General features: G+C 37.3%; 27 protein-coding genes. 11 read left to right on the top strand and 16 right to left on the bottom strand.

Annotated features, from left to right (window positions below; all coding sequences use genetic code 11):
- The first annotated feature begins 27 nt into the window (after positions 1-27).
- Positions 28-708 carry a universal stress protein gene (locus FG382_RS13125; RefSeq protein WP_142539339.1) on the top strand — a complete coding sequence of 227 codons (681 nt, stop codon included), beginning with the start codon at positions 28-30 and terminating at the stop codon, positions 706-708.
- 394 nt (positions 709-1,102) lie between these two features.
- On the opposite strand, the gene FG382_RS13115 is transcribed toward FG382_RS13125, so the two are convergent.
- Entirely contained in the window at positions 1,103-2,320 is a 1,218-nt protein-coding gene (locus FG382_RS13115; protein ID WP_142539474.1) for an MFS transporter, read from the bottom strand.
- Between the two features lie 157 nt (positions 2,321-2,477).
- Here FG382_RS13115 and FG382_RS13110 point away from each other — a divergent pair, with 157 nt between their 5' ends.
- Complete coding sequence (locus FG382_RS13110) at positions 2,478-3,185, top strand: YetF domain-containing protein (RefSeq protein WP_142539338.1); 708 nt, start codon at positions 2,478-2,480, stop codon at positions 3,183-3,185.
- Positions 3,186-3,233: 48 nt separating this feature from the next.
- Here FG382_RS13110 and FG382_RS13105 read toward each other — a convergent pair whose 3' ends face one another.
- Both FG382_RS13105 and nagZ read right to left on the bottom strand, forming a co-directional pair.
- Complete coding sequence (locus FG382_RS13105) at positions 3,234-4,007, bottom strand: alpha/beta fold hydrolase (RefSeq protein WP_308421266.1); 774 nt, start codon at positions 4,005-4,007, stop codon at positions 3,234-3,236.
- 13 nt (positions 4,008-4,020) lie between these two features.
- Positions 4,021-5,667, bottom strand: coding sequence for a beta-N-acetylhexosaminidase (gene nagZ, locus FG382_RS13100; protein ID WP_142539336.1), 1,647 nt, complete (start codon positions 5,665-5,667; stop codon positions 4,021-4,023).
- Positions 5,668-5,812: 145 nt separating this feature from the next.
- Between nagZ and FG382_RS13095 the strand changes: the two genes are divergently transcribed.
- Both FG382_RS13095 and FG382_RS13090 read left to right on the top strand, forming a co-directional pair.
- On the top strand, positions 5,813-6,139 hold the full coding sequence (locus tag FG382_RS13095; protein WP_142539335.1) for a winged helix-turn-helix transcriptional regulator: 327 nt from the start codon (positions 5,813-5,815) through the stop codon (positions 6,137-6,139).
- 1 nt (position 6,140) lies between these two features.
- Positions 6,141-7,070: a DsbA family protein gene (locus FG382_RS13090; RefSeq protein WP_229677411.1), complete on the top strand. Its 930-nt coding sequence runs from the start codon at positions 6,141-6,143 to the stop codon at positions 7,068-7,070.
- Between the two features lie 96 nt (positions 7,071-7,166).
- On the opposite strand, the gene FG382_RS13085 is transcribed toward FG382_RS13090, so the two are convergent.
- Together FG382_RS13085 and FG382_RS13080 are read right to left on the bottom strand one after the other, a co-directional pair.
- Positions 7,167-7,661: a cupin domain-containing protein gene (locus FG382_RS13085; protein WP_211356396.1), complete on the bottom strand. Its 495-nt coding sequence runs from the start codon at positions 7,659-7,661 to the stop codon at positions 7,167-7,169.
- Entirely contained in the window at positions 7,661-8,248 is a 588-nt protein-coding gene (locus FG382_RS13080) for a histidine phosphatase family protein (protein WP_142539333.1), read from the bottom strand. Before FG382_RS13080 ends, FG382_RS13085 begins: the two co-directional genes overlap by 1 nt.
- Positions 8,249-8,414: 166 nt before the next feature.
- On the opposite strand from FG382_RS13080, the gene FG382_RS13075 reads away from it, so the two are divergent.
- Complete coding sequence (locus FG382_RS13075; protein WP_142539332.1) at positions 8,415-9,173, top strand: MerR family transcriptional regulator; 759 nt, start codon at positions 8,415-8,417, stop codon at positions 9,171-9,173.
- A gap of 17 nt (positions 9,174-9,190) precedes the next feature.
- Here FG382_RS13075 and FG382_RS13070 read toward each other — a convergent pair whose 3' ends face one another.
- From FG382_RS13070 to FG382_RS13060, 3 genes are all read right to left on the bottom strand, one after another.
- A complete protein-coding gene (locus tag FG382_RS13070; protein WP_142539331.1) occupies positions 9,191-10,921 on the bottom strand; it encodes a MutS-related protein in 1,731 nt (576 codons plus the stop codon).
- Between the two features lie 39 nt (positions 10,922-10,960).
- Positions 10,961-11,374 (bottom strand): NUDIX hydrolase, encoded by a 414-nt coding sequence (locus FG382_RS13065; RefSeq protein ID WP_142539330.1) that lies wholly within the window; start codon positions 11,372-11,374, stop codon positions 10,961-10,963.
- 155 nt (positions 11,375-11,529) lie between these two features.
- The gene (locus tag FG382_RS13060; protein WP_142539329.1) at positions 11,530-11,859 is read right to left on the bottom strand and encodes an MGMT family protein; all 330 of its coding nucleotides are present in this window, start codon (positions 11,857-11,859) and stop codon (positions 11,530-11,532) included.
- A 768-nt stretch (positions 11,860-12,627) separates the two neighbouring features.
- Here FG382_RS13060 and FG382_RS13055 point away from each other — a divergent pair.
- Complete coding sequence (locus FG382_RS13055) at positions 12,628-12,951, top strand: PadR family transcriptional regulator (RefSeq protein WP_142539328.1); 324 nt, start codon at positions 12,628-12,630, stop codon at positions 12,949-12,951.
- On the top strand, positions 12,944-13,975 hold the full coding sequence (locus FG382_RS13050) for a DUF4097 family beta strand repeat-containing protein (RefSeq protein WP_142539327.1): 1,032 nt from the start codon (positions 12,944-12,946) through the stop codon (positions 13,973-13,975). Before FG382_RS13055 ends, FG382_RS13050 begins: the two co-directional genes overlap by 8 nt.
- Before the next feature lie 84 nt (positions 13,976-14,059).
- On the opposite strand, the gene FG382_RS13045 is transcribed toward FG382_RS13050, so the two are convergent.
- The 4 genes from FG382_RS13045 to FG382_RS13030 form a co-directional block, all read right to left on the bottom strand.
- Positions 14,060-15,370, bottom strand: coding sequence for a hypothetical protein (locus FG382_RS13045; RefSeq protein ID WP_211356395.1), 1,311 nt, complete (start codon positions 15,368-15,370; stop codon positions 14,060-14,062).
- A 237-nt stretch (positions 15,371-15,607) separates the two neighbouring features.
- A complete protein-coding gene (dnaN, locus tag FG382_RS13040; protein WP_142539471.1) occupies positions 15,608-16,744 on the bottom strand; it encodes a DNA polymerase III subunit beta in 1,137 nt (378 codons plus the stop codon).
- Positions 16,745-16,814: 70 nt separating this feature from the next.
- Entirely contained in the window at positions 16,815-17,291 is a 477-nt protein-coding gene (locus FG382_RS13035; RefSeq protein ID WP_142539326.1) for a DinB family protein, read from the bottom strand.
- Positions 17,292-17,318: 27 nt separating this feature from the next.
- Complete coding sequence (locus FG382_RS13030; RefSeq protein ID WP_229677410.1) at positions 17,319-18,167, bottom strand: GNAT family N-acetyltransferase; 849 nt, start codon at positions 18,165-18,167, stop codon at positions 17,319-17,321.
- 69 nt (positions 18,168-18,236) lie between these two features.
- Here FG382_RS13030 and aroD point away from each other — a divergent pair, with 69 nt between their 5' ends.
- Positions 18,237-18,989: a type I 3-dehydroquinate dehydratase gene (gene aroD / locus FG382_RS13025; RefSeq protein WP_142539324.1), complete on the top strand. Its 753-nt coding sequence runs from the start codon at positions 18,237-18,239 to the stop codon at positions 18,987-18,989.
- Between the two features lie 151 nt (positions 18,990-19,140).
- Here aroD and FG382_RS13020 read toward each other — a convergent pair whose 3' ends face one another.
- The 3 genes from FG382_RS13020 to FG382_RS13010 are packed head-to-tail and all read right to left on the bottom strand — an operon-like array spanning position 19,141 to position 20,675.
- The gene (locus tag FG382_RS13020; protein WP_142539323.1) at positions 19,141-19,587 is read right to left on the bottom strand and encodes a GNAT family N-acetyltransferase; all 447 of its coding nucleotides are present in this window, start codon (positions 19,585-19,587) and stop codon (positions 19,141-19,143) included.
- Between the two features lies 1 nt (position 19,588).
- Complete coding sequence (locus FG382_RS13015) at positions 19,589-20,095, bottom strand: methylated-DNA--[protein]-cysteine S-methyltransferase (protein WP_142539322.1); 507 nt, start codon at positions 20,093-20,095, stop codon at positions 19,589-19,591.
- Positions 20,088-20,675, bottom strand: coding sequence for a bifunctional transcriptional activator/DNA repair enzyme AdaA (locus tag FG382_RS13010; RefSeq protein ID WP_142539321.1), 588 nt, complete (start codon positions 20,673-20,675; stop codon positions 20,088-20,090). The genes FG382_RS13015 and FG382_RS13010 overlap by 8 nt, the downstream gene beginning before the upstream one ends.
- A gap of 88 nt (positions 20,676-20,763) precedes the next feature.
- Between FG382_RS13010 and FG382_RS13005 the strand changes: the two genes are divergently transcribed.
- Entirely contained in the window at positions 20,764-21,678 is a 915-nt protein-coding gene (locus tag FG382_RS13005) for a DNA-3-methyladenine glycosylase 2 (RefSeq protein ID WP_142539320.1), read from the top strand.
- Positions 21,679-21,739: 61 nt separating this feature from the next.
- Here FG382_RS13005 and FG382_RS13000 read toward each other — a convergent pair whose 3' ends face one another.
- Complete coding sequence (locus FG382_RS13000; protein ID WP_170206514.1) at positions 21,740-22,648, bottom strand: stalk domain-containing protein; 909 nt, start codon at positions 22,646-22,648, stop codon at positions 21,740-21,742.
- A gap of 131 nt (positions 22,649-22,779) precedes the next feature.
- On the opposite strand from FG382_RS13000, the gene FG382_RS12995 reads away from it, so the two are divergent.
- Positions 22,780-23,679, top strand: a complete 900-nt coding sequence (locus FG382_RS12995; RefSeq protein WP_142539318.1) for an ABC transporter ATP-binding protein — start codon at positions 22,780-22,782, stop codon at positions 23,677-23,679.
- On the top strand, positions 23,672-24,910 hold the full coding sequence (locus tag FG382_RS12990) for an ABC transporter permease (RefSeq protein ID WP_142539317.1): 1,239 nt from the start codon (positions 23,672-23,674) through the stop codon (positions 24,908-24,910). The genes FG382_RS12995 and FG382_RS12990 overlap by 8 nt, the downstream gene beginning before the upstream one ends.
- Positions 24,911-25,084 lie beyond the last annotated feature (174 nt).

Raw genomic sequence — 25,084 nt, 5'->3', positions numbered from 1 at the left:
ACAATTAAAAAACGAGGTGTAGAAACCGTGAAACACACAAAAGGTCGGATGGATGAAAGTATACTTGTCTGCGTATACTACGGCCCAAATGGAGAACGATTGATCAGAAGAGGACATAAAATAGCAAGTATGCTGGATTGTCCACTTTATATTCTAACCGTAGACCCACTTCCATATGATGCGTTCGACGCTGAGAAATCTAGTTATATTGAGGAATGGAAAAACTTAGCGGAAGAATTAGAAGTAGAAGAATTTATCATTCGCGATAATGAAAAGCGTTCATCTTCGAAAGTGATTAAAGAAGTTGCTCATCAGCTTAATATTACACAAATTATTATTGGACAAACTGCTCAAAGTAGATGGGAAGAAATCACAAAGGGTTCTTTTATGAATGTTCTGTTAAGAGAAATTCCTTTCGTCGACTTCCACGTAGTTTCAGTTGAACGTTCGGTAAAGGATGAAGAAGAGGGCATTTTTGAAAAAGGAGTCCGTGCCTATTTAGTTACTGACGGAGACTCCTATAAAGTTTCGTTCACTTGTGCTAAAAATATGTGCCAAGAAGGTATTTTCTTTAAAGAAATAGGCACAGATTTCGACAATGGCATTTTCAAGTTTATGCATAATAACAAAATGCATCAGGTTCATATTCAAGATAATTTAGTTACAGATACATCTCAAGTACCCGATGGCTGTAGTGTAAAGTTATAGAAAGCAAAGATATCTTTGCGAGATATTCAACTACTTATTAGTTGAATATCTCGCTTTTTATTTACGCCATTCTTCTGTAATGGTTGTTTAAACGAAGCTTATAGTTCATTGATCTACTACTTTTTTATCCCGCATTAACGGGCAGTAAGACACCCACTTCAAGATTTAAAAGCGAAAAGATAAGTGGGAGATCAACTGCTGGCATGCGCCCGATGAAATGATCCCAGACTAAGTACGCAACATCTTGTTGCTCCTGCGCAAAGCTCGTCGCAATATAAAAGAGCGTTTGCAACGTCTATGTGACCCACATCGTGTGGGACACAACTAACAATCAGTGGGGGGATGACGGGGACTTCCTGTGCGTCGAAAAACCCCCACTGATTGAAGTTTCACTTTATTTACTTTCCAATGTAATTTTTCGATCCCTTGGTAATGCGAATGCTACGAGTCCTATGATCGGCAAGGTTGAAACAATAATCATTGTCGTATAAACACCAACGTGGTCCATTAATATACCAATCACTACCGCTCCTACCGCTCCCATTCCAAACGCAAGTCCAACTGTTAGCCCAGCCATTGTCCCTATCTTACTCGGTACAAGTTCTTGTGCATACACAACAGTTACCGAAAAACTTAACATAATGAAAAAACCAATCAAAACAAGTAAAACGACAACCGTCCAAATCGGAACATACGGCAATAATAGTGCTAGTGGAATCGGAACAAGCACCGAAAGCAAAATAACATTTTTTCTACCTAATCTATCCGCCCATGGTCCTCCAAAAAACGTGCCAACCGCTCCAAGCGCAAGGAAAATAAAAATAAACAATTGCCCTTTTTGAATTGTAAATCCGTATTTGTCCATTAGGTGGAATATGTAGAAATTTGTCATATTCGTCACATAAAATGATCTTGCAAAAATAATAATCATTAAAAGTGTCAATGCAATTCCTACTTGTTTTTTAGTAAGAGGCGGTAGCGACGAAAGTAAGGCTCTTTTCGTTTTCGCCGTTTTCTCTTCCTCTAGTTGTTTTTTATACCAAGTCGAAATTTTGGATAAGATGAAAATTCCAGCTGCTGCAACAACTAAAAACAGTGCAGCTCCTTTTTGACCAAGTGGCACAAGGATAAATGCACTTATTAAAGGTGCAAGCGCTTGTCCAGAATTGCCTCCTACTTGATAAATCGATTGAGATAACCCTCTTTTAGTTCCTGCTGCCATAAAAGAGACCCGAGAACCTTCCGGATGAAAAACTGCTGAACCAAGCCCTAAAAAAATGACAGAAACTAAAATCATCCAATATTCAGGGGCGAACGCAAGTCCTGCCACGCCTATAAAAGAACTCGTCATTCCAAGCGGAAGTGCATAAGGCATCGGTTTCTTATCGCTTATAAAGCCTACAACAGGCTGTAATACAGACGCTACAATATTTAACACAAAAGAAATTAAACCCAACTGGGTAAAAGTTAACCCAATCTCCTTGGCTAGTACTGGGAACATAGCAGGAATAACTGCTTGAAGTGAATCATTAAATAAATGGCAAAGACCAATTGCAAACATAATAGGATAAATCGGATTACCTAATCTCCTCGAAACAGTTCCGGTCGTCATTTTACATATCACACTCTTTCTACTCTCGAAATAACTTTATTAGAGTCATTATATCGCAAATTCTGACAATATGATTAAGTTTTTGTTTCAGGGATAGTTACATGCATGAAGGTCATACTAAAAAAAAGTTATTTTATAGAGGAGTTTGAATAGAATTATGGATACATTTTTCGAATTGAACTTTTGGGAAATGATTATTAGGACTACTATTTCCTTTGCAGCATTATTAGTGTTAGCACGTATTCTAGGCAAGAAACAGCTTAGCCAGCTTACATTTTTCCACTACATCACAGGTATTTCAATAGGATCTATCGCTGCAGAAATCGCTTCGCAAAAAGAAACTCCTTTTCTGGATGGTCTTGTTTCAATAGTATGGTGGACTCTTCTCACATTATTTATGAGCTACATTTCATTAAAATCTACTAAGTTACGTGTGCTAATCGACGACGAGCCGACGATTATTATTAAGGATGGTGAGATTTCCGTCAAATCCTTAAAGTCTTCTCGCCTACATATGGACGATGTTTTAATGATGTTAAGAGAACAGTCTATCTTTTCCATTCAAGAGGTCCATTATGCCGTTCTCGAGACTAATGGAGAATTGAGTGTTTTTAAGAAAGTAGCGCAACAAGAAGCCACAAAATTAGATGTCAAAGCAGATGTATCGCTTCCTGCCTTTATGCCTGCTGAAATTATTTCAGACGGGAAAATTGTCCAAAAAAACTTAAAGGAGCTTGACTTAACAGAAGATTGGGTAATGAAAAAACTCCGTAAACACGGAGTTGAATCTGTCAGTGAAGTATTTTATGCTCAACTTCAAACGAATGGCTCTTTATATATTAGCTTAAAGAAAAACGGGATTTGAAACAGTATAAGCTTTAAACTGGGCAAGCGACGTGCTCGCCCAGTTACTTCACTTAAATCCCATAATTTCTTGTATTAATTCTTCGGGTGCTTCGTACATACTCATATGACCAACATTCTTTAGTAGTATTTGTTTTATATGCTGCCCCTTTGCTGTAAAGACTTTGTCTGGAGGTATCAATTGATCCTCTTCTCCAGCTATTAATAGCACTGGTAGATTGGTGGTTTGTATAACTTTTCGGCGATCAATTCGATTTTTCATAGCAATAAGTGCACTTTTTGCTCCAGCAGGAGATGTAGAATAGCCGATATTTTTCACTTCTGTTATTTCTTTATGATGTCTATCCAAATGTTTAGGTGAAAATAATTTCGGAACTAATCCTTCTATAAATCCTTCCATTCCCTCTGTCTCTATTTTGTCTGCAGAAGCGTCTCTTCCTTTTTTTGCTTCTTCTGAATCGGGGAAGGCTGTAGAATGGATTAACGAGAAACCTTTTAGTCGATCACTATACATTTCTGCAAATGCAAGCGTAATATAACCTCCTAATGAATGGCCAAACATTGTTACTTGGTCAATTTTTAGTTCATCTAGAAAATCTCTTATAAAAGTAGCATACTGATCTATTTCGTTTATATTTTCCTGCACGGAAGAATCCCCATGGCCCGGTAAATCTAATGCAATAACTCGGTACGTTTGAGCAAGTTCATGGATAAGATTGCGCCAATAATCAGAACTACCACAAAATCCATGCACAAGTAAAATCGGTTCTCCTTTTCCCTCTTCTCTATATGCTACATCCACTTGATTTATTTGAATAATCATTCGACTCATCTCCTTATTTTATCGATAATTGTTCTACAGCTTCATTAAGCTGCTGTAAGTTGACTGCTGTTACTTCCTTATTAACTAATTTATAGTTTTCTTTTAGTGCAAGAATGCGGTGTACACTTTCATTTATTCTTTCCTCTGAAATCTCTCCGTCTTTTACTGATTCTTCAATTGCATTTATCGCTTTTAGAACATTTTTATAATCATGTGCGATTAACACAATATCGTTTCCAGCTGTTACTGCTCGGACAGCCGCTTCACCAATTTCATAGTTGTGGGTGATTGCGTTCATCGTCATATCATCCGTCATAATAACGCCTTCAAAGTGTAGCTGTTCTCTAAGTAGTGTAGTAATAATTTCATACGACAAAGATGAAGGAAACCCTGGATCAAGTTTAGGCATTAAAATATGAGCAACCATTATGACATCCGCCCCTTCTTCCATTGCTCGTTTAAACGGGATCAATTCAAGTTTCTGTAAATCCTCCAAACTTTTTTCAATAATCGGTAGTTCTAGATGAGAGTCCACATCCGTATCTCCATGCCCTGGAAAATGCTTTACAACAGAGATAATATTTTGACTTTGAATGCCTTTCATCGTCTGAACACCCAGTTCGCTGACAATATCCACATTATTCCCAAATGAACGATCACCAATCACTGGATTTTCAGGATTACTATTCACATCCAATACAGGCGCAAAATCAAGATTAAAACCAAATGCGTTCAATTCTTCACCTAAGTGGGTACCTATTTTATAGGAATAGGAAGGATTATTTAGTTTCCCAATATCCTTATTGGTCGGTAACTTGCTCAGTCCTGGTAATCGTGAAATTCTACCCCCTTCTTGATCGACACCTAAAAATAATGGGAACTTTTCATCTTCACTTTCTTTTTTGATTGCGTTTAATAATGCAACTGCTCCCTGTACATCTTTTAAATTATTTTTGAAAAAAATGAGACCACCTACTTTGTCTGTAGAAACTAATTGCTTTGTCTCTTCAGAAAGGCCCGTTCCTTTTACTCCCGCAAAAATCATTTGCCCTATTTTTTCTCGTAAAGTCATCTCATCTATCAAGGGATTAACTTGTTCCGTAACTTCTACAGGATCTGTAACAACAGATATATGATCGACCTTTGGATTAGCTTCATTTTCTGTTGGTTTTTGAATGATCCACTTAAGTTGGTAATTAGATTTCACTTCATACACGAGTATTAGTTGGCCCAACTCATCATATTTTATTGCATCCTCTTCCCCTTTTACCTTTTCAATATCCTTTAAGCTTATTTGCTGGATAGCTTCGGAGTTAGTTCTTATATCAAATACGATATCGGACTGGTGACCAATCGTTGCTTTTTTAGATGGATATTCTTCATATATAGCTGTAGAAAGCTCACTTTTACTCGCAGATTCACCCCATAACTCATACACTTCCTGTATACCCGTTTCTCCTGCGATAAACGGTACATCTAATACTTGACCTTTTGAAGCAAGCTCAAAGACAAGTTCAACAAGTGATTCTGCCTCTGGTAGAGTTCCTTCTTCCTTAGGCTGTACATCTTTATCTATCGTTTCGTTTTTATCTTCCATCACCATCACAATAACCGAGATAATAATAAATAATAAGAAAATGATTGCAACTTTTTTAGTCATTCAAGAACCCTCCTTCCTATTGGTTTTCCCTTCTTTCCCATTCTATAGTCTTTCCCTTTATACCTTTTTTATTTTAAATATATTTTTTATACTTGATATATTTTTTATACCAATTATAATGAAATAGAAAAGAGGAATGAATACAATGAAAATTTGTCCATATTTAGAATCATCTTTTGAAATACTTGGCCGCCGCTGGAACGGTTTAATTATTCATTACTTATTTAACTGTCCCAATTATTGTGCCCATTTCTCAGATATGAAAAAGGATTTAAATGACATCACACCTCGTGCATTGTCACTTAAGTTAACAGAACTCGCAGAACATGGGTTAGTGGAGAAAAAAACGATGGTGGAGCCATCTGTCCAAATTTCTTACCATTTATCAGTGGCCGGAAAGGAACTTGCAGAAGCACTCAAACCGGTACATGCTTGGGCAAAACAACATATTACACTAGAAAAGGAGAAATAACATGACGAACAATAATTCAATGATGTGTGATTTAGAAACAGGTATATGTGGACCAGCAGGAGAAGGAAATTCCGAGATGGAGCTAATCGATTTAACTGCACCAACTAAAAAAATCGATCTTTATTATGTAACCGACCCAATTTGCTCGCATTGCTGGGCACTAGAACCGACATTACGTAAATTTTTGGAAGAGTACGGACAGTATATCAATCTGCATACATTAATGGGTGGTTTGCTCGAAAAATGGGACGGATTCGCAGATGTATCTAATGGAATCTCCGGACCTGGTGACGTAGCGGGACACTGGCGAGAAGTGGGAGACCATACACGTATGCCAATCGACGGTAGCTTTTGGTTCGAGGATCCAGTCACTTCCTCTTATATCCCGTCCCGTGTATATAAAGTAGTACAACAAAAAGACGCTAGCTTAGCTCCTGTCTTTTTAAGAAAAGCAAGAGAAGCCGTTTTCCCGTTTAATAAAAATATTAGTAACGACCAATTACTAATCGACATTGTGAACAGTATCGGTCTAAACGGAGAAGAAATCGTAAAAGAATCACATCTGCCAGCTGCACAAGAAAGTCTGCAAGAAGATTTCATCATGGCAGGAAGACTGGGAGTTCGTGGCTTCCCAACAATCATTTTCTTAAACGAAGAACAAAAAGGAGTAAAAGTTGTAGGAGCTCGCCCATACGATAATTACGTGCAAGCATTGAAACAAATACTGCCAGAAGAAAATATTCAACCAAAAGCAATTAATACTTTACAACATGTTCTACAAAAAGAAGGGCTATTATTCTCTCGTGAAATTGAAGAGCTTTATAATTTAGCACAACAAGATGTAGCTGCTTTCGTGGAAAAAGAATTGGCTGCTGATAGCTATATAGTAGAAGAAGTACTTGGTGAAAAATATATTCAACTGAATCAGTAATAGAAAATGCCGTTGGGTACAGTCGCACTCCAACGGCATTTTTGAATTGACTATCTATGCTAGTAGGTAGTTGCTTTCACAAGCATTTCTGCCCTATTATAATTTCTCATAAGCCATCTTTCGAATAATTAGTTCATGTTGCGGATACTTTTCCAGTAATTCACTTTGCGTGAAGAGCTCAAAGTCTTCAAAATCAAAACCAGGAGACACCATACATCCAACGAGCGAAAACTTTCCTGTAGCCACAACTGATGAACCAAATATTGAATTACGAGGAACAAGTACTTGAGGAGATTCCCCATTTGCGATATCTAGCCCTAGTTTATGCTCGACATAATCCCCTTCTTCATTAATGACATGTACAATTAATGAACTGCCACCATGGAAGTACCATAATTCATCTGATTTCAATCGATGAAAATGTGATACATCGCCTTCCCCTAACAAAAAATATATGCTCGTGTACTGTTTTCGAGTCTTGCCAAAAGCATCATATGTCTTTTCAGACGCGAAAGTACTTTTATAATATCCACCTTCCGGATGGGCTTCTAAACCTAAGTGTTGAATGTAATAATCTGCGTCTTTATACATTATACTTCTCTCGTTTCTAAGTGTTTTGTACAGTTAAATAGATGACATAAATTTTTACTATCTTGAAGCTCTACTACGGTAACAGAAGTGTTGCCTATATCGTTTTCAAACTCTCCATGGGGAACTAATATTTTTAGAAGCCTTCCGATAAACCCACCATGACTCACGACTAAAACTCGTTTACCAGGATGTGCTTCTTTAATATCTTCGATAAAGGACATCCCTCTAGAAATAATCGTTTCCTCTGGTTCAAAACCCATATCCTGCTTTCTCCATTCTAGACCCCACTTCGCTACACGTTCTGCTTCCGTAGTACCTTCAATGATTCCTCCGCCAATCTCACCTAAACGCTTATCTATATAAAATGGTAGTGCTGACTGCTTTTCTGCAATAATTTCTGCAGTTCTTTTTGCTCGAATTAAAGGACTTGTATATATGATATCCCATTCTTCATATTCCATTCTATTAGCAACACGCTCAGCCATTTGGATGCCCTCTTCATCAAGCGGCACATCCGTACTTCCTTGAGCTCGTCCTTCTTTATTCCATGCTGTTACGCCATGCCTTATAAAACCGATTGTTGTCATTTTCCAATCCCCTTTGCTTTTTCTTTAACTCTCTACTGAAATTTACTATGAAAACACTCTGTCGGCAACATTTTAACTAGATTGATTGGACTGATCTTTTTTAAAGTTTCGACTTGACCTTCACGCTACGTCAAGGTTTACACTGTAGCTATTAGGAGGTGAGGAAGTGGAATATACTATACAAAAGCTTGGTCAACTGGCTGGAATAAGCACACGAACACTTCGCTACTATGATGAAATCGGTTTACTAAAACCTGCACGTATCAATTCATCAGGATATCGTATTTATGGTTCTGCAGAGGTAGATCGACTGCAGCAAATTTTGTTTTATCGGGAGCTTGGAGTAAATTTAGATAGCATTAAAGAAATAATGACTTCAGTAGACTTCGACGGGGCAACTGCTTTAAAGGAACATCGGGAAAAACTGCTTGAAAAAAGAGCTCAATTAGATTTATTAATCGAAAATGTGGATAAATCCATTCAATTAACAGAAAGGAAGATAATCATGACAGACCAAGAAAAATTTGAAGGTTTCAAACAAAAGCTTGTGGATGATAACGAGCAAAAATACGGCAAAGAAATACGCGAAAAATATGGTGCGGACGCTGTAAATAAATCAAATACGAAAGTAAAAGGAATGACGCAAGTACAATATGAGGAAGTGACAAAGTTAGAAGAACAACTAGCTTTGAATTTAAAAGCAGCAATGGTAACAGGTGATCCGGCAGGAGAGCTTGCACAAAAGACAGCAGATTTGCACCGACAATGGCTGAGCTTTTATTGGGATCAGTATACGAAAGATGCCCATGCTGGTGTCGCACAAATGTATGTGGATGATGAACGATTTACTGCTTACTACGATAAGATACAGCCTGGTGCAGCAGTGTTTTTGAGAGATGCTGTGCATATTTACACAAAAAGCTAAAAGGCGAGTTATGCCTTTTAGTTTTTTGTGTGTATAAAATTTTTCTCGATTAATCTTAGTTTCCCAGAATTTGCGATCTGTTCACTGATAACGTCCCATTCTCTTTTTTCAACAAAACTTTCAGCTAGTCCATTTGCCTTTTCTGTAATAGTTTGTGGATAACTAAGTACTTCTAGAAGTTTAATGGCATTCCTTGTGTTGGAGGGACCCGGATGAATGGTATAGTCAAATCGTACTTCTCCATTTTCGATGGATTCTCTAAAATGATAATTTGCATACACATGACTCGCAATTTCTGTTAGTTCTATATCATGGGATGCAATAATATTTATACCTTTATTCGAAGAAAGCCATTCCATCATAGCTGCAGAGGCTGCGATTCGTTCCACTGTATTCGTTCCTTTTAAAATTTCATCCACAAATGATATACATGGTTTACCTTCTTCTATTAAACGCACAATGCGTTTAAGTGATTTAACTTCTGCGATGAAATAACTATCTCCATCTAACACATTGTCTTGAATAGCCATGGATGTCGCAATATAACTTGGTTTCATGACCCACTTTTCTGCCAATACCGTGTTAATCGTTTGTGCCAGAATCGCATTAATGGCGATTGCTTTAATATAAGTGGATTTCCCAGAGGCATTTGATCCAGTCACAAGCGTGCTTTTACCAAGTGCAGACGTGTTTGTCACCGGGTTATTTATAAGTGGATGTGCCATGTTCTCGAATAATAATTCTTCTTTATCTACGAATTTAGGTGTGCAATATGTACCAAGCGATTTTCGGTAAAATGCAACCGCGATTGCAGCATCCAGTTTACCAATCAGTTGCCATACTTCATGATATTCCTCTTGATGGTCTGAAATCGTTTTGACAATTTTGTTATAGGAAATAAAATCGAGCAAAAATAATATTCGAATATACTCGAAAATAACATCGAATTCTCCTCCACCTTTGTTCCCAAGGGAAGAAATATTACTGAGAAACAAAACCTTTTTTAACGGTTTCATATTGTCCTTAAATCTATTTACGTAAGAATTAAATTCTGACTGATTAACAGAAGAAAAACGTTTTCCGGTATGAATGATGGAAGCAATATAGGTAACGGATACCAAATCGTACTCCAACATACTTTTATTTCGGTAATAAATGATGGTATTGATCAAAAAGGAGGCAAGTAAACAAAAAAGTCCCCATTTCAAATTGAAAAATAATAAAGCAATAGAAGCTATCGGCAAAAAAGCGAGGAGATAGTAGACAGATCCATTCCCTACTTTCTTACTATTAGTGTCATAAAAAAACGAGGTAGAGTTCGTGTAATCCCTTTTTCCAAGTCCAGTAAGGAGAAGAAGGATTTTTTCCCTTAATCCCTGGTTGCTAGCAACTAATGTATAAAGATGCTCATCTTCCTCTTTCTGTTCAAGCGTTGGCTCGATTTCACGCAGCTGATTAAATAAATATTCCGAGCCCACAGTGGTTTGTGTGTAATTGAGCTTTTGGAATACCTTATCCATAGATAAATCATTCCATGTTAGTTGGTCTACCCCATCATAGCTTTCTTTGCTGTTCTTTTTGTTTAACCAGTAGGATGAAATAGATTCTGTTGCTTCATTTTGTCTAATAAACTTCCCCGTTTCCCACTCTTCCCGAAACCTTTTCAGTTTTTTCTTATCTCTCGTTAAAAAATAGTTAACTAGGAAGAAGATTACTACCGCTACTAAAACGATTAAAAGATTTGGCATCTTTATCACCTCTTTTATCTATACGTTTTTAAGAAACTACTAGTTTCTATTTTTTAAAACTTGCTCAAGTATGTGGATATCTTCTGGATAAGCTAATGGGAGTTCTGCAATCTCCTCCAATGACTTCCAAGCGATTTCATGGATGAATTCATCTGGATCTTGAAGCGTTATTTCCCCACTTATTATATCTACTAAAAAATATTCTACATGATAAGAAATTCCATGTTCGCTGATGACGCCACTTTTCGTATGTATATTTTCAGTAGTACCCACTGTAAAACCAGTTTCTTCTGAGAACTCCCTTATACAGCATTCTTCAAATGTTTCTCCTTCTTCTACTGTCCCCGATGGAACGGTCCATTTCTTTTCTTCATCTGGAGCTGCTTGAAGAACCATTAATATTTCCTTCTTTTCATTTATACAAACACCTGCTGCGCCTTGCCATTTGAACATTTTCTTTTCCTCTTTTCTTTCAATCAAATTCGCCTTGGCGTATTTGCGTCCAGATTTTGAATCGTACTCGTACGATTAACTCCTTTCAAAATCTGTGACATCCGCCGGAGGCTTTAACTTTATTCATTCTGCACCCTTACGCAGAATGAATAAAGTTAAATTAAATCTACATCATTAATTTCAGGTACATGTCTTGATTTTTTAAGATCCACAAGTCCATTCGAGCGAAAGAAAACGCCTTCTGCTTCTAACATCGTACGCTGTGAATAAGCAGTTTCTTCATCCGGAATGGCGATTTCTCCTTTAATATTGATTACTCGATGCCATGGTAGGTTGTGTTTTGCACTCATCGTATGGAGTATTCTAACGACCTGTCTTGCCCCTCTTGGACTTCCAGCTTCTTTTGCAATTTGACCATATGTCATTACTTTTCCTTGTGGTATTGCTTGTATAATTTCCATAACTCTTTCTGTAAAAGGGTTCATTATTTCTCATCCTTTCATTACTTTGATTATAACTGATTCAGAGCTGCCGATGATTATAACTTTTCCAACTAATGTAATGCATTTATTTTAGTGTGCAATTAGTCAACTTCTGATTAGCTTTCCGTCACTCAAAAGGGATGATGCATCGTAAAGAGATACTAAGATGTCCGCCATGATTTCCGCTCCAGGCGGACGCTTTCCGTGGGGCGAGCGGTGAGCCTCCTCCTCCGCTAACGCTACGTGCGGGGTCTCACCTGTCTCGCTAATCCCACAGGAGTCGCCGCCATGCGCTTCAATCAATCGAACTTGCTAATAATTGCTAAAGTATGTCTCATTCAATTATTCATAGGTTTTCCCTATAGAAAACAATATAGTACGAAATCTAGTACATCATTTCTTAGTAATTAGCAAACTCTACTGGATTGTAGCAAAAGGGTGGCGACTCCAGCGGGAAAAGCACGAGCTGAAAGCCCCGCAGTAGCGTGGGCGACGAAGAGATTGAAGCTGTGCCCGCGGAAAGCGTCTACCCTGCAGCGAAAATCCCAGCGGACACATAATAGCTCTGTCTTAAGACGCATTATCCCTACATAGCGAATTGAAATATTAAACTGCAAACAATCGTCATTTTTACTTAAGGAAACAAGATGACTGATCAACGCACCTAGATTAAGAATATTTAATTCAGTACCTTGCATAAGGTAATACTGTGTGATATATTGTTCTCAAAGGTACTATTCATTGAACAGTAGTGAAAGGAGTGAATTAGAAGTGAATATTCAATTTAAAAAAGGTGTGCTTAATCTTTGCGTACTTGTATTACTGGATAAACAAGATCGATATGGGTATGAGCTTGTCCAAAAAATATCCGACCAGATTTCCATTTCGGAAGGCTCTGTTTATCCTTTATTAAGACGCCTAACGAAGGAAGGATATTTCACCACTTATTTGCAGGAATCAACAGAAGGCCCGCCGCGTAAATATTACAAGCTAACGGAACTTGGTAGAGCATACCTACATGAGCAATTGAACGAATGGAAAAGCTTCACAAACGGTGTCAATAATCTAATCGAAGAGGGTGCAAGAAATGACTGAACAACAGTTTTTAAATGAATTAGAACTTGCGTTGGCGGGACTTTCAGCTGAAGAACGAAACGATATCCTTTCAGATATAAGAGAGTATTTTATAAACGGGCGCGAGGATGGAAAAAAGGATAGCGACATTGCTGCATCACTCGGTTCTCCTAAAGAGATTGCACAAGAATTAGTAGAGTTTCCGATTCAAGAGAAAATGACGACTGAAAATAAAGTAACAAGAATTCCACAGTCGAACTTTTCTAATGTTACGATGAAGATTGACTACGGCTCTCTAAATGTATTTCCTTCTGATACAGATGAAACGATTATTGAGCTAGTAGGAGAAAATGAAAAGCTTATACTAACTGCAGAAGTCTTGAACGATACTTTATCGATTCAATTAAAACCGAAAAAATTCCAGTTTTTTAGTTTTATCTTTCTTATTAAAGAGATGAAAGTAAATGTGGCCCTACCTAAAAAACTGTACACAACAATCACCATGAAAACTGACAATGGTCGTATTCGAGCAGAAAAACTGCTTGGTAAAGCGATTAAAGCAACATCCGATAATGGCAGCATTGGTTTAAAAGAATTTGCCGCTACAGTTTTAGAAGCAGAAACAGATAATGGACGTATTGAAATTGATAAAGTACAGGTCGATAAGCTTTCCACTCAAACAGATAACGGACGAATTGAATTACGTAATGTCGATGCTGAAAAAGTTATTACAGAAACAGATAACGGGCGAATCATCATGGATAATGTAAACGGACATATTATTGGAAAAACAGACAATGGACGTATTACACTTCTAACATCAACCCTTGATCGCATGATTCAATTAGAAACAGATAATGGTAGCATCTTAGTGGAAACAGAGAACAAGCCAACGGATGTATCTATTTATACTAAAACGGATCACGGCAGGGTCAGTGTGTTTGGGGACAAAAATTCCCGCACAACATTTGGTAATGGTTCTAATACTGTTCGTCTTTCCTCTGATAACGGGAAAATTACAGTTATGAAAAAAGGTATTAGTTAAATTAAGCCCTTTGCATCGGCAAAGGGCTCTAAAGTATACTTAAAATACATCTCGAATACGAAGTTACGCCTGCATTAAAAAATATTAACTTATAGGTTGCTCCTGTATTTCAATACCATTTAGTGAGACATTCCCATTTTCAATTAGCACAGCCTTCGAACCGGAACCTTTCGAAATTATTCCGCCCTTTACGCTTATTTCCTTTATTTCTCCCTGTACATGAAGACTTCGAACGTTTGGTCCATTGGTAATGATTTTCCCACCAATTTCAACCATGTCAATTGTCCCCCCCTCTTTCACACTCAACCCGTCGGCGGACAACTTGGTAATAACACCCTTAACTAAGGATCCACCTTCCCCGCCGTAAGTTTCAATGTCTTCATGCACGATTAATGTTCCTACAGGTCTACTAACTTGAATACCAACCGAAGCATTTGCACGCGTAACAATCCGTTTAAACTCTGCATGCTTTACGCTACCAGCATATACATTAAATCCCCTTGCCCCAATCCCATCTGTCTCAATATCACTTAGTATGCGTATTATCCCTATTTCATTAAAGTTTACAAAACCAATTCCACTTGGTCCATGAGAAGTAATTCGATCTTCCGCTATCCATTCACCCACGGTTCCCCAATTATCTAAAACCATATCATTCACACCATATGTCGTTACGGGCCTGCGATTTATCACCTTTTTCACATTAGCTCCATAAACAACAAATACCCCGCCTGTAATAACATCTGGTGTACCTTGTTTAATACCCCCATTAGAGTGAATCTCACCTGTTTCTAAAAGTTCAACCTTTAGTACACCACCAACGTCTCCAGCACCGCTGATAAAGACGCCACCTCCTTGCACAGGTTTATCCTTACTTCCTACCTTCAAACCCGTAAGGTGAGCTGTAATAGTCACGTCTTTATCGGTTTGACGATTCCATAATGTGAATGCTCCTTGCAAGACATAAACGCCAAATCCTTTTGGTCGATCTTGTAGTTCCCTCGTATCCGCTTTTATGACTTCCACATTCTGAGCAACTACGTGTCCCGAGCGTATGGTGCCAGTAGCTACAATTTGAACTTGTCCTATTGTTTTTATATTCTTTAAACTTAAAGTTCCGAGAGACTCTTCATCGGGCTTGTTGTATATTGCACGACGCGTTGGTTCAACTATGAAAGTTAAACCATCGATCGTATTATCACGACTGATTTCAATACCGTCAGCTCTTTCCTTAAATTCAATAATGGAATTGCCATCACCAACTAATTGCTGTCCTGGAGATAAGTATAATGAAGGACTTCCTGTTATTTTTCCCTTTACATGAATTACTTCATTTTCCTTATCTTCCATTGCATCTATCAGTTCTTGTAATGTAGAAACTATGAGCTTTTTCAATTGCTTCATCCTTTTTTCTAGTTTTCTGTCATTGCATTTAAGATTCCTTTATATGATTCCCACTATTGTACAAAATAATTACTTCTAGTAATTTATAAAAAAAACACCACTTCTTTTAAGAAGTGATGCTTGGCATCTTCCTTGATAATATATCTACTTTCACTCAAATTAAGGATATTACCCTACTTTATGCAAGACATTATCCAAATGTTTTGTTAGTTGCATAGAAGTAGATTGTTAATAAGTTCGAACCGGTACGATCAATTGTAAAACTGCATCATTATGAACGGTATTTAAAATGAACGGACGCATCCCACCAGTGAATTGAACAATTACATCATGTCCATCCAAAGCTTTTAAAGCATCCAGCATGTATTTTGCACTAAACGAAATTTTTATCTCTTCCCCTTCGTTTGACGACGATTGAATTTCTTCTTCCACTTCTCCAATTTCAGGAGAGCTAGATGATACTTCAATGATATTATCATTTAATGAGGACAAACGAACAATATTATTGCGTTCTTCACGTGCTAATAAAGAGGCACGATCTATCGCTTGAAATAATGCTTTTCCGCTCATTGTAACAGTTGTTTTATATTCAGTTGGAATTAGGCGGGAAGTATCTGGATAGTTCCCTTCCAGTAAGCGAGAATAAAGCAATACATTTTCTGCTTTAAATAATATTTGTTGATTCGTTATTGCTATATTAACAGGTAGCGACGAGTCTCCTATGATTTTGCTTAATTCATTTAAGCTCTTCCCTGGAATAACCACACTGTATTCTCCTTCTGGTGGTTGCTCTAAATTTACTTTACGACGGGCAAGACGGTGACTATCTGTAGCTACACAAACAAGCTCGCCTTCTTTTACTTGCCAGAGAACACCTGTTAATACAGGACGACTCTCAGAAGTTGATACTGCAAATACTGTTTCACGAACAATTGATTTCACTAAATTCGCTGGAATAGTAAACTGGTGATCTTCTTGGATTTCTGGAAGCAACGGATAGTCAGATGCTTCTTGTCCAATTAAATGAAATTTGGACTTTCCAGAACGAATATGCGTATGATAATTGTCATTTACTTCAATTACTACTTCACTTGTTGGTAGCTTTCGTACAATTTCATTAAACATACGTGCTTGCACAACAATTGAACCTTCTTCTATTACACGTATGATTTGATCCCCATCTTCTTCTGCTTTAATAAATGTTTGAATTGTTATATCTAAATCGCTACCAGTTAATATTAACCCCTCTTCTGTGATTTCCAACTTTATCCCAGTCAAAATAGGAACGGTGGTTTTTAAACTAACCGCTTTCATTACATCATTTAAACCATCTAGTAAGCGATGGCGCATAATTTCAAATTTCATCATTTCTCCCACTTGTAAAAGTATTTTTTTCATTTTCCGCCTGAATATATCCAAATTGGAATTAGTCAAGTTATATCGAAGCAAGACCTCTTCCAATAAGATTAGCAGAGACCGGCTTTCTCCCAAGTTCTCTTGCCCATATCGATAATTGGCCAATATGATGAATTTCGTGTGCAATTACATGGCGCATAACCTCACCCCATGTATCGGTATCGACCCTTCCATCGGGCATTGTTTCTTGAAACAAGCGATTTTCCATGCTTTCATCCCATTCACAAACAAATTGCTCTACTTCTATTCGGAATTTAGCATCCAGCTCTCTAATCTTTTGCAAGCATTGATAATCTTTGAAATTCTCTTGGAAATCCGGCTTTCCTTGAAGAATTCTTATCCAACTCCACTCCACATCTATAATGTGGAAAAGTGTATGTAATATCCCTCCTACTCCGCCTATTCTCTTTGTGAGGAGTTCTTCTTCGTCTAAATCTTCACACCATCGATACCAATCTTCCCTTGTCATCCAGTTGTATCGAAACAACATTTGCAACATAATCACCCCTTTGTTATTCGCTTTTTATAGTTCAAACCCCAAATGCACAGAGTCTATTAATTTCTTATAACCAATCTCTTGATAGATTTTGTTCGACGTCGGATTCAGCATATCTGTGTAGAGCACGCAAAATTTAAATTCTTTTAGAAGTTCATTGCTTCCGGCTGCTACCATTGTACGAGCATATCCTTTTTTTCTCTCTTCTTTTGGTGTGAATACGAGAGAAACAGTGACACCATTTGCAGTCGGTCTTGCTTTTTTCATCATAGATACAATTCGTCCTTCATTTTCCCATAGGAAGACTTCCTTTGCATCTAGCATTGCTTTTACACGTTTTTTTATTTCCACTGGTGCAGTTTTTGGAAGTTTTGTATCCTCTTCGAATTGGCTATACCATTTTTCAATAAGCAATGCATCCTCATTTGTCGCGTAACGCCATGTACCTGGGCTCGTTTCAAGCGATTCATCTATTTGGTCTAATCTATACAGTCCTTGATCCATCAAAACGGAAAAGCTTTCTCCTGTTTTTTCTTGCCACTTTTTTGCAAAAGCATATGCCCACTCTTTTACACTAATAATGGAGTTGATAGAAATAGATTGCTCGATTAGTTCATTAATACTTAAGTCAATGCATTCTTCCATTCTATCTTCATTTACGAAAATGATATTGAGTGGATGTGGTGAAGTCATTTGAAAAAGGGCTAGTAATTCACCCTCTTCTTCAATGGTGGACATGTATGGATCTTCGTATTTTCCGTCTTTTATCGCTTGTAGCACCCCAAGAAATAAACTGAACTTATCTTCGTTTTTTTCTAAAAAAGGGGTGGCTACTGTAGCAAATTCTTCTGCATTTTCATATCTCTGAAATTTCAACTTACTCTCCTCCTCTTCACCTTTGTATGTTAATATAACGTAAAATACGATTGAAGGGGAGACTATTTTATGAAAATTGTTTCTATTCGAGATATTCATATCGGTGAAGGTGTTCCGAAAATTATTGTGCCACTTATGGGAAGAAACGAAGAACAGCTTCTTTTAGAAATAAAAACAATCAAGCAAGCAGCCCCAGATATTGTGGAATGGCGCGCGGACATGCTAGAGGAAATTGAAAATTTAGAGGTAGTCAAAAAGACAGCTTCCACTATTCGCGATGCATTATTCCCTATCCCCCTTTTGTTCACTTTTAGAAGTCATCGGGAAGGTGGAAATAAAATAATCGATGACGCTTATTATCAAAAGCTTCTAGAAAATGTAATGAGGACAAAAGCAATCGACTTAATAGATGTAGAACTCTTCTCATCTAATGTAAGTGGAATCGTGGAAGCAGCCCATGCTAATGGCATTTATGTCGTAATGTCCAATCATGACTTTGAAAAAACACCTCCTAAAGAAGAAATAGTATGGCGTCTTCGACGAATGCAAGATCTCGGTGCGCATATCCCGAAAATTGCAGTCATGCCAAAAATTCCAACGGATGTACTGACTTTACTCGATGCCACCTATACAATGAAAACACTCCATGCAGATCGACCAATTATTACGATGTCAATGGCTTCTACGGGAGTTGTCAGTCGAATAGCAGGGCAAGTCTTTGGCTCTGATGCAACATTTGGTTCTGGAATGGAAGCATCCGCTCCTGGTCAAATACCTGCTGGGGAGTTAAGAAAAATGATAGGGGTTTTACATACCACTTAATTGGTTAAAGAAGTTATAGTCCGGGCTTGGAGTGTGATTGTCCAACTTTCATAAGAGATTGTCCAGGTTTGCGAAGGGATTGTCCAACTCTATTAAGCGATTGTCCAGTTCAATTAAAATACCAAGGAAAGCTCGATTTCCTTGGTATTTTTTATAGTTGCTGTGCCAGTCGGATCATATCGACACAAACTATTCCGTTTTCTACAATTTCTTCATCGTAATGTATTTTGAAAAAGTCTTTATCCACACCGGTGATTCTAAATCCACATTTTTGGTATAATGCAAGCTGACCTATGCTGGAGTTGCCGGTCCCTACTTCGATTATTTTATAACCATATTGCTTTGCTTTTTGAATGGCATCTCGTACAAGTACCTTTCCGATTCCTTGCCCGTGATAATGTTGTGCAACCGCAATATTTACAAGCTCTACTGTATCAGGTCTTGTTGGTAGTAAGACATATACACCTACTGTTTCTTCATTGCTCTCTGCAATATAGCATTTTCCCCTTTCTACATACTGCTTTACAAGTTTTTCAGAAGGGTCTGCGAGGAGCAATAAATCCAGTGGATACGCTTCTTTGATTAGCTTTGTTATCAAGTTATCTTTCTCCCATTTCTAATGTTAATAGTTTTTCTTTCATTTCTAGACCGCCACGATAACCGGTTAGTGCACCACTTTTTGCTACTACTCGGTGACATGGAATGGTGATAAGTATAGGATTTGCACCGATTGCAGCTCCAACTGCTCGAACGGCTGTGGGATTATTTATGAGATTCGCAATTTGTGAATAAGACTTCTTTTCACCGTATGGAATTTTCGTAAGTGCATCCCATATAGCTAATTGGAATGCTGTCCCTTTTAAATCGACGGGCATTGCAAATTCTCGGCGACTACCATCTAGATACTCTTTCAATTCGTTCATATAAGGAGTTAAAACTTTTTCGTCCTCCACTAATTCATATTTCGGAAAACGCTTTGCCAGCCAAGCCTCCATTTCTTCATAAGGTTTGCCTTGCGAACCTATGTAGCTCAATCCATTTTCTGTTGCAGCTATATAAAGTCTCCATTCGTTATGAATGAAACGTGTCCAATATATTTTATTCATGGGGATGGCCCTCCTTTTTTCTGTATTGAAATGGCGTTAATCCAGTTACCTTTTTAAAAACTGTTATGAAGTAAGGTATATTCGCCATACCAATGGCCGCACCTATTTCCACAAGCGGCTTGTTTGTAGTAACCAGATATTCTTTTGCTTTATTTATCCGAATTTGTTGCATGTACTCCATAGGTGATATACCTAAAACTTTCTTAAACGTTCTTTGCAGATGATAGGGACTTCCATGACCTATATCTGCTAGTGTGTGCAGTGTGAGCGAGTCATTATAGTGATTATCGATATATGCTTTAATTTGTGTGATCCATTCTTCGTCAGGTAATCGTAATCCAGTTGGTTTACATCGTTTACATGGTCGAAAACCCTGTTCTAAAGCTTCCTTTGCTTCCGTATAAATCCGGACATTTTCTTTTTTGGGCGGTCGTGATTTACAAGAAGGTCTACAAAATATTCCAGTAGATTTTACGGCGTAATAAAACAAACCATCATAGTTTTTATCGTTTTGAATGATTGCTTGCCATTGTTCATTGTTCACTGTGCCACTCCTCCATTTATTTAAGTATACTTTTATTTACAAATTAATTGCAGTTTTTGAAACGTAATAGCAAGATAACGAAATTTTTTTTGTTTATAATAAAGAAACAAAGGAGTGTCTGCACATGTTATGGGAAGAAAAAGAGGAACTTATTTTATTAAAAACTCCCCCAGAGTTTAGTTTTACACAAAATCTCCACTACTTGTCTCGCTCCACAAATGAATGCCTATATCGTATTCATGATAATAAAATAAGAAAAGCGATTATTATCGGTACATGTACAACACTTGTAGAGATTGGGGAACAAGATAAACATACATTGCTCATTGAGTTTTTAGGTAGTACAAGACCTTCAAGCAAACGAGTTCGTGAACAAGTTGTCGCCTACATCATCGAATGGTTAGACCTGAAAACAGATATAAACACATTTTATGAGGTAGCTAAGAATGATCCAATACTGAACCAAGCAATTTTACAATTTAGAGGATTACGTATTATGGGTATTTCAGATTTGTTTGAAGCAATGGCTTGGGGTATATTAGGCCAACAAATTAATTTGACATATGCATATACGCTAAAAAGACGTCTTGTCGAAAAGTTTGGACATTGGATTGAATTTGAGGGCGAACAATACTGGCTGTTTCCGAATGCGAAGGATATTGCCAAGCTGACTGTAGATGATTTAGTAGAAATAAAGATGACCGTAAAAAAATGTGAATATTTAATAGAAGTAGCTACTCAAATAGACAGAGGATTACTTACGAAAGAAATGTTGTTAGAAACAAAGGATGTGAAAAAAGCAGAAAAAATACTAACAAAAATTCGAGGAATTGGACCATGGACAGCCAACTATGTGTTAATGCGCTGCTTAAGATTTCCAGATGCTTTTCCGATAGATGATGTGGGTCTCCATAATGCAATCAAGTATGTGATTGGTTCGGAACTAAAGCCTACAAAGGATGTAATACAACAATTAGCATTACCCTGGAAAGGCTGGGAAGCGTATGCGACTTTCTATTTATGGAGATTTTTATATTGAATTAGAAATACCCCTTTTGATGGAAAGGGGTATTTCTTTGTAGGCTACTTTTATAGTTTAATCAAGGAACCAGCACTTCTAAAATGTCCTCAGACACATAAGTTTTATTGTTTTTTATTACTGGAGGCTCTGTAAAGTTTCTTAAACTTCTATTGTAGCTATACGTTTTATCGCCCACTGTAATAATAAGGGAACTATTACCTAGCATCAAGAAATTTCCATTACCTCTTGTATAGCTTAGCACTACATAGCCAAGATGCTCCCCTACTGTTTTCAATGGAATCATTTTTGTTCCATTTTGTATAAAATGGTCCTGTTCAATAACCGTTTGAATATCTTTCATTTCTGGTGAAAGATTGTTTATCGCTATAATTTTGGTTGGTGGCGTTTGTGCTGGAATGCTTCTCGTTGTTATCGTATAAAATACAACTAGCTCTTTTCCATGTAAATCTTCTTTTTCAATTTTCTCGCCTTTTTCATTTTCTAAAATCGTTTCTTTTCCTATGTTCAGCTTTAGTTCGTTATCCAAGCTTAAAAATTCCTTATCGAACTTTGATACTTTAACAGAACCTATTTTTTCTTCATCATGAACAATTACCAACTCCGGAGTAATTTGTGCAGGATAAATTAAAATCATTGGTTTGTTTTTGTCATAGTATGCGTCAATGTGCTGTCCTTTTTGAAATGCTTCTTTTTGTACAGCTTTTGTAGAGCCGCTATTGAATAAAAGCGTATCATCGTTCAATTTTAAAATAGTAATTTGTGGATCTTTTTCTTCGGATTCCACTGTCAGTGTAACAATACCATCTTTTGTTTCAACGTCCTTAATAACTCCAGACGCATTCATAAAATTGGATGTGTCTTTTTGTTCTGCTATGGTTTCTTTCTCACTTTGCGCATTTGCTACAGGCTGGTAAAAACCAAATCCAGCCACGAGCAATGCTACTGCAATTATGCTTCGCTTTTTCATCGTATCGCTCCTTTTTCTTCTATTCATTAGATTTGACGACCAACCAAGGAAAACGTTACATAAAAAAATGAAACATTCTTTCATCCTTTACGTATATGGTAAAAGAAAGAATACTAGATAGGAGCATGCATATGACATTATCTATTAACCAAGTAACAAAGAGATACCAAAACTTTGTAGCCGTCGATAATCTAACCTTTACGATTGAAAAAGGGGAGATTTTTGGATTGATTGGACAAAACGGTGCTGGAAAAACAACGACGTTTCGTATGATTCTTGACCTTCAGGAAACAACAGAAGGAACAATTATGTGGAACGGAACACCAATTAATTCGATTAACCGAGACCTTTTAGGTTATTTACCCGAGGAACGAGGGATTTTTCCTTCTATGACGGTGGAAGACCAGCTTTATTTCTTTGGAGAGCTTAGAGGAAAGAACCGTAAAGAATTGCGTAAAGAGGTCGAGTATTGGATTGAACGTTTCGAATTAGAGGACAAACGAAAATCGAAAGCGGAAACGTTATCAAAAGGAAACCAACAAAAAGTACAGCTAATAGCAAGCTTTATACATCAACCAGAGTTCCTAATTTTAGATGAACCATTTAGCGGATTAGATCCGGTAAATAAAGATCTTTTAAAAAGCGCTATTTTACATTTAAAGAATAATGGTACGACTATCCTGTTCTCCAGTCATCAAATGGATAACGTGGAAGAGCTTTGTGATCATCTATGCCTGTTGAAGCGAGGAGTTTCTTTATTTTCTGGTAGTTTATTAGACTTGAAGAAGCAATATGGAAAAACAAAATTGACGATTCGTACCGATGTGCCAAAAGAAGTACTTGGAAAGTTAGATGGCGTGAAAGATATTCAGGTTGGAAAAGACCAATTCATCTTAACATTAGAAGATGAATCATATGCACAATCTATTTTTGACTTTGTATCAAACGGCAAATATATTGAGAAGTTTAGTTTAGATTATTTAACGTTAGACGAAATCTTCAAAGATAAGGTTGGTGGACCAAATGTCTAAGTTTTGGTTGCTTGTAAAGCAATTATATAAGCAAAAAGTAAAAGCCAAATCATTTATTTTTTCAATCGTTCTTTATGTTGCCGTCATAAGTGGTGTCATGTTCTGGTCAGATATTAAAGAAGCTTTTTTCCAGAGCGAACCTTTGCAAGTCGCTATTTTGAATGAAACAGATGCGGAAATGGAAAGCTTTTTTGAATCAACAAATGATATCGAGTTTTCGTTTCTCAAAGATGAAATTGCAAAAGTGGAGCAGCAAGTGATCGATGGTGAATACGATGCAGCTGTCTTTGTGAAAGATCAAGACAACTCTTTAGCAGCGGAAATTGCAACGTTCGAACCACTTACCTTTAATGATCAACAAAGCATTTCCTCTATCTTGCAATACGTCGGAAAAATTTATGAAGTACAACAATTGAATTTAACAGCAGAGCAAGCAGAAAAAATTCTTGAATCCGAAACGAGTATTTCTGCCAAAAATTTAAATGTGGATTCAGCATCAGGTAAAAGTGAGGACGAAAAAGCTGCTGGTATCGGAGCTTCTTTCCTAGTGGGCTTCCTTATCTATTCGTTCGTCATGTCATTTTTATCAATGATCACTACAGATGTTGCATCTGAAAAAGGTTCTCGTGTTTTAGAGGTATTACTTGCAAGCATTAAGCCATCTACTCACTTCATGGCAAAACTTACAGGAACGTTTCTACTAGCTTTAACTCAAATTGGCGCACTTTTAGTTGTGCAAGGCTTGTTATTCATGTTTATCGACGGCGGCTCGAAGTGGGATATGGTTGTGGACATTGCAAACGAATTATCTTTAAGTTACATCGGCTATGCTGTTTCGTTTCTCCTATTAACAATTATTTTATACTTAATATTAGGAGCACTCCTTGGTTCCCTTGTTTCTAAAGTGGAAGAGTCCAGTCAAGCAATGATGCCAGCGATGATGATTGGGATTATCGGTTTTTATGTGTTAATTTCTGGAATGGCTAGTCCAGATACAATGCTTATCAAAGTATTTTCCTACATTCCGTTCACATCAGGAATGGTTATGCCACTTCGAATTGGAGCAACTGATATTGGCTCGATTGAACCAATTATAGCAATGCTAGTGTTAATAGGAACCGTTATCCTCATGTTCCTAGTGAGCCTATCATTCTATAAACGAAGTGTATTAACTTATAGCTCGGGTGGTATTATCCAAAAAATTAAAACCGTCCTCAAAGTGACAACTTAAGAATACTTACATGTCTTAATAAAACCATCGTGAAAGCTTAAACTTTTACGATGGTTTTTTCGTTTGTTGTAAAGTGAAACTTCAATCAGTGGGGGGTAACTTCATCCCCCACTGTTTGTTAGTTGAACCAATCAGGCTTTTACGGGCAGTTGATCTCCCTCTTATCTTTTCGCA

It is taken from the genome of Psychrobacillus lasiicapitis (assembly GCF_006861795.1).
In the GTDB taxonomy this organism is placed as follows: domain Bacteria; phylum Bacillota; class Bacilli; order Bacillales_A; family Planococcaceae; genus Psychrobacillus; species Psychrobacillus lasiicapitis.
This window is presented reverse-complemented; position numbering and strand designations above follow the sequence as displayed.

Excerpts from the sequence above, each read along its gene's own strand:
- FG382_RS13005 (WP_142539320.1), top strand. The coding sequence starts at position 20,764 with ATGTTATGGGAAGAAAAAGAGGAACTTATTTTATTAAAAACTCCCCCA.
- FG382_RS12995 (WP_142539318.1), top strand. The coding sequence starts at position 22,780 with ATGACATTATCTATTAACCAAGTAACAAAGAGATACCAAAACTTTGTA.
- FG382_RS13105 (WP_308421266.1), bottom strand. The coding sequence starts at position 4,007 with ATGATTATTCAAATAAATCAAGTGGATGTAGCATATAGAGAAGAGGGA.
- FG382_RS13015 (WP_142539322.1), bottom strand. The coding sequence starts at position 20,095 with ATGAATAAAATATATTGGACACGTTTCATTCATAACGAATGGAGACTT.
- FG382_RS13095 (WP_142539335.1), top strand. The coding sequence starts at position 5,813 with ATGAAAATTTGTCCATATTTAGAATCATCTTTTGAAATACTTGGCCGC.
- FG382_RS13115 (WP_142539474.1), bottom strand. The coding sequence starts at position 2,320 with ATGACGACCGGAACTGTTTCGAGGAGATTAGGTAATCCGATTTATCCT.
- FG382_RS13070 (WP_142539331.1), bottom strand. The coding sequence starts at position 10,921 with ATGCCAAATCTTTTAATCGTTTTAGTAGCGGTAGTAATCTTCTTCCTA.
- FG382_RS13110 (WP_142539338.1), top strand. The coding sequence starts at position 2,478 with ATGGATACATTTTTCGAATTGAACTTTTGGGAAATGATTATTAGGACT.
- FG382_RS13060 (WP_142539329.1), bottom strand. The coding sequence starts at position 11,859 with ATGAACCCTTTTACAGAAAGAGTTATGGAAATTATACAAGCAATACCA.
- FG382_RS13080 (WP_142539333.1), bottom strand. The coding sequence starts at position 8,248 with ATGACAACAATCGGTTTTATAAGGCATGGCGTAACAGCATGGAATAAA.
- FG382_RS12990 (WP_142539317.1), top strand. The coding sequence starts at position 23,672 with ATGTCTAAGTTTTGGTTGCTTGTAAAGCAATTATATAAGCAAAAAGTA.
- FG382_RS13065 (WP_142539330.1), bottom strand. The coding sequence starts at position 11,374 with ATGTTCAAATGGCAAGGCGCAGCAGGTGTTTGTATAAATGAAAAGAAG.
- dnaN (WP_142539471.1), bottom strand. The coding sequence starts at position 16,744 with ATGAAATTTGAAATTATGCGCCATCGCTTACTAGATGGTTTAAATGAT.
- nagZ (WP_142539336.1), bottom strand. The coding sequence starts at position 5,667 with ATGACTAAAAAAGTTGCAATCATTTTCTTATTATTTATTATTATCTCG.
- FG382_RS13050 (WP_142539327.1), top strand. The coding sequence starts at position 12,944 with ATGACTGAACAACAGTTTTTAAATGAATTAGAACTTGCGTTGGCGGGA.
- FG382_RS13085 (WP_211356396.1), bottom strand. The coding sequence starts at position 7,661 with ATGTATAAAGACGCAGATTATTACATTCAACACTTAGGTTTAGAAGCC.
- aroD (WP_142539324.1), top strand. The coding sequence starts at position 18,237 with ATGAAAATTGTTTCTATTCGAGATATTCATATCGGTGAAGGTGTTCCG.
- FG382_RS13000 (WP_170206514.1), bottom strand. The coding sequence starts at position 22,648 with ATGAAAAAGCGAAGCATAATTGCAGTAGCATTGCTCGTGGCTGGATTT.
- FG382_RS13090 (WP_229677411.1), top strand. The coding sequence starts at position 6,141 with ATGACGAACAATAATTCAATGATGTGTGATTTAGAAACAGGTATATGT.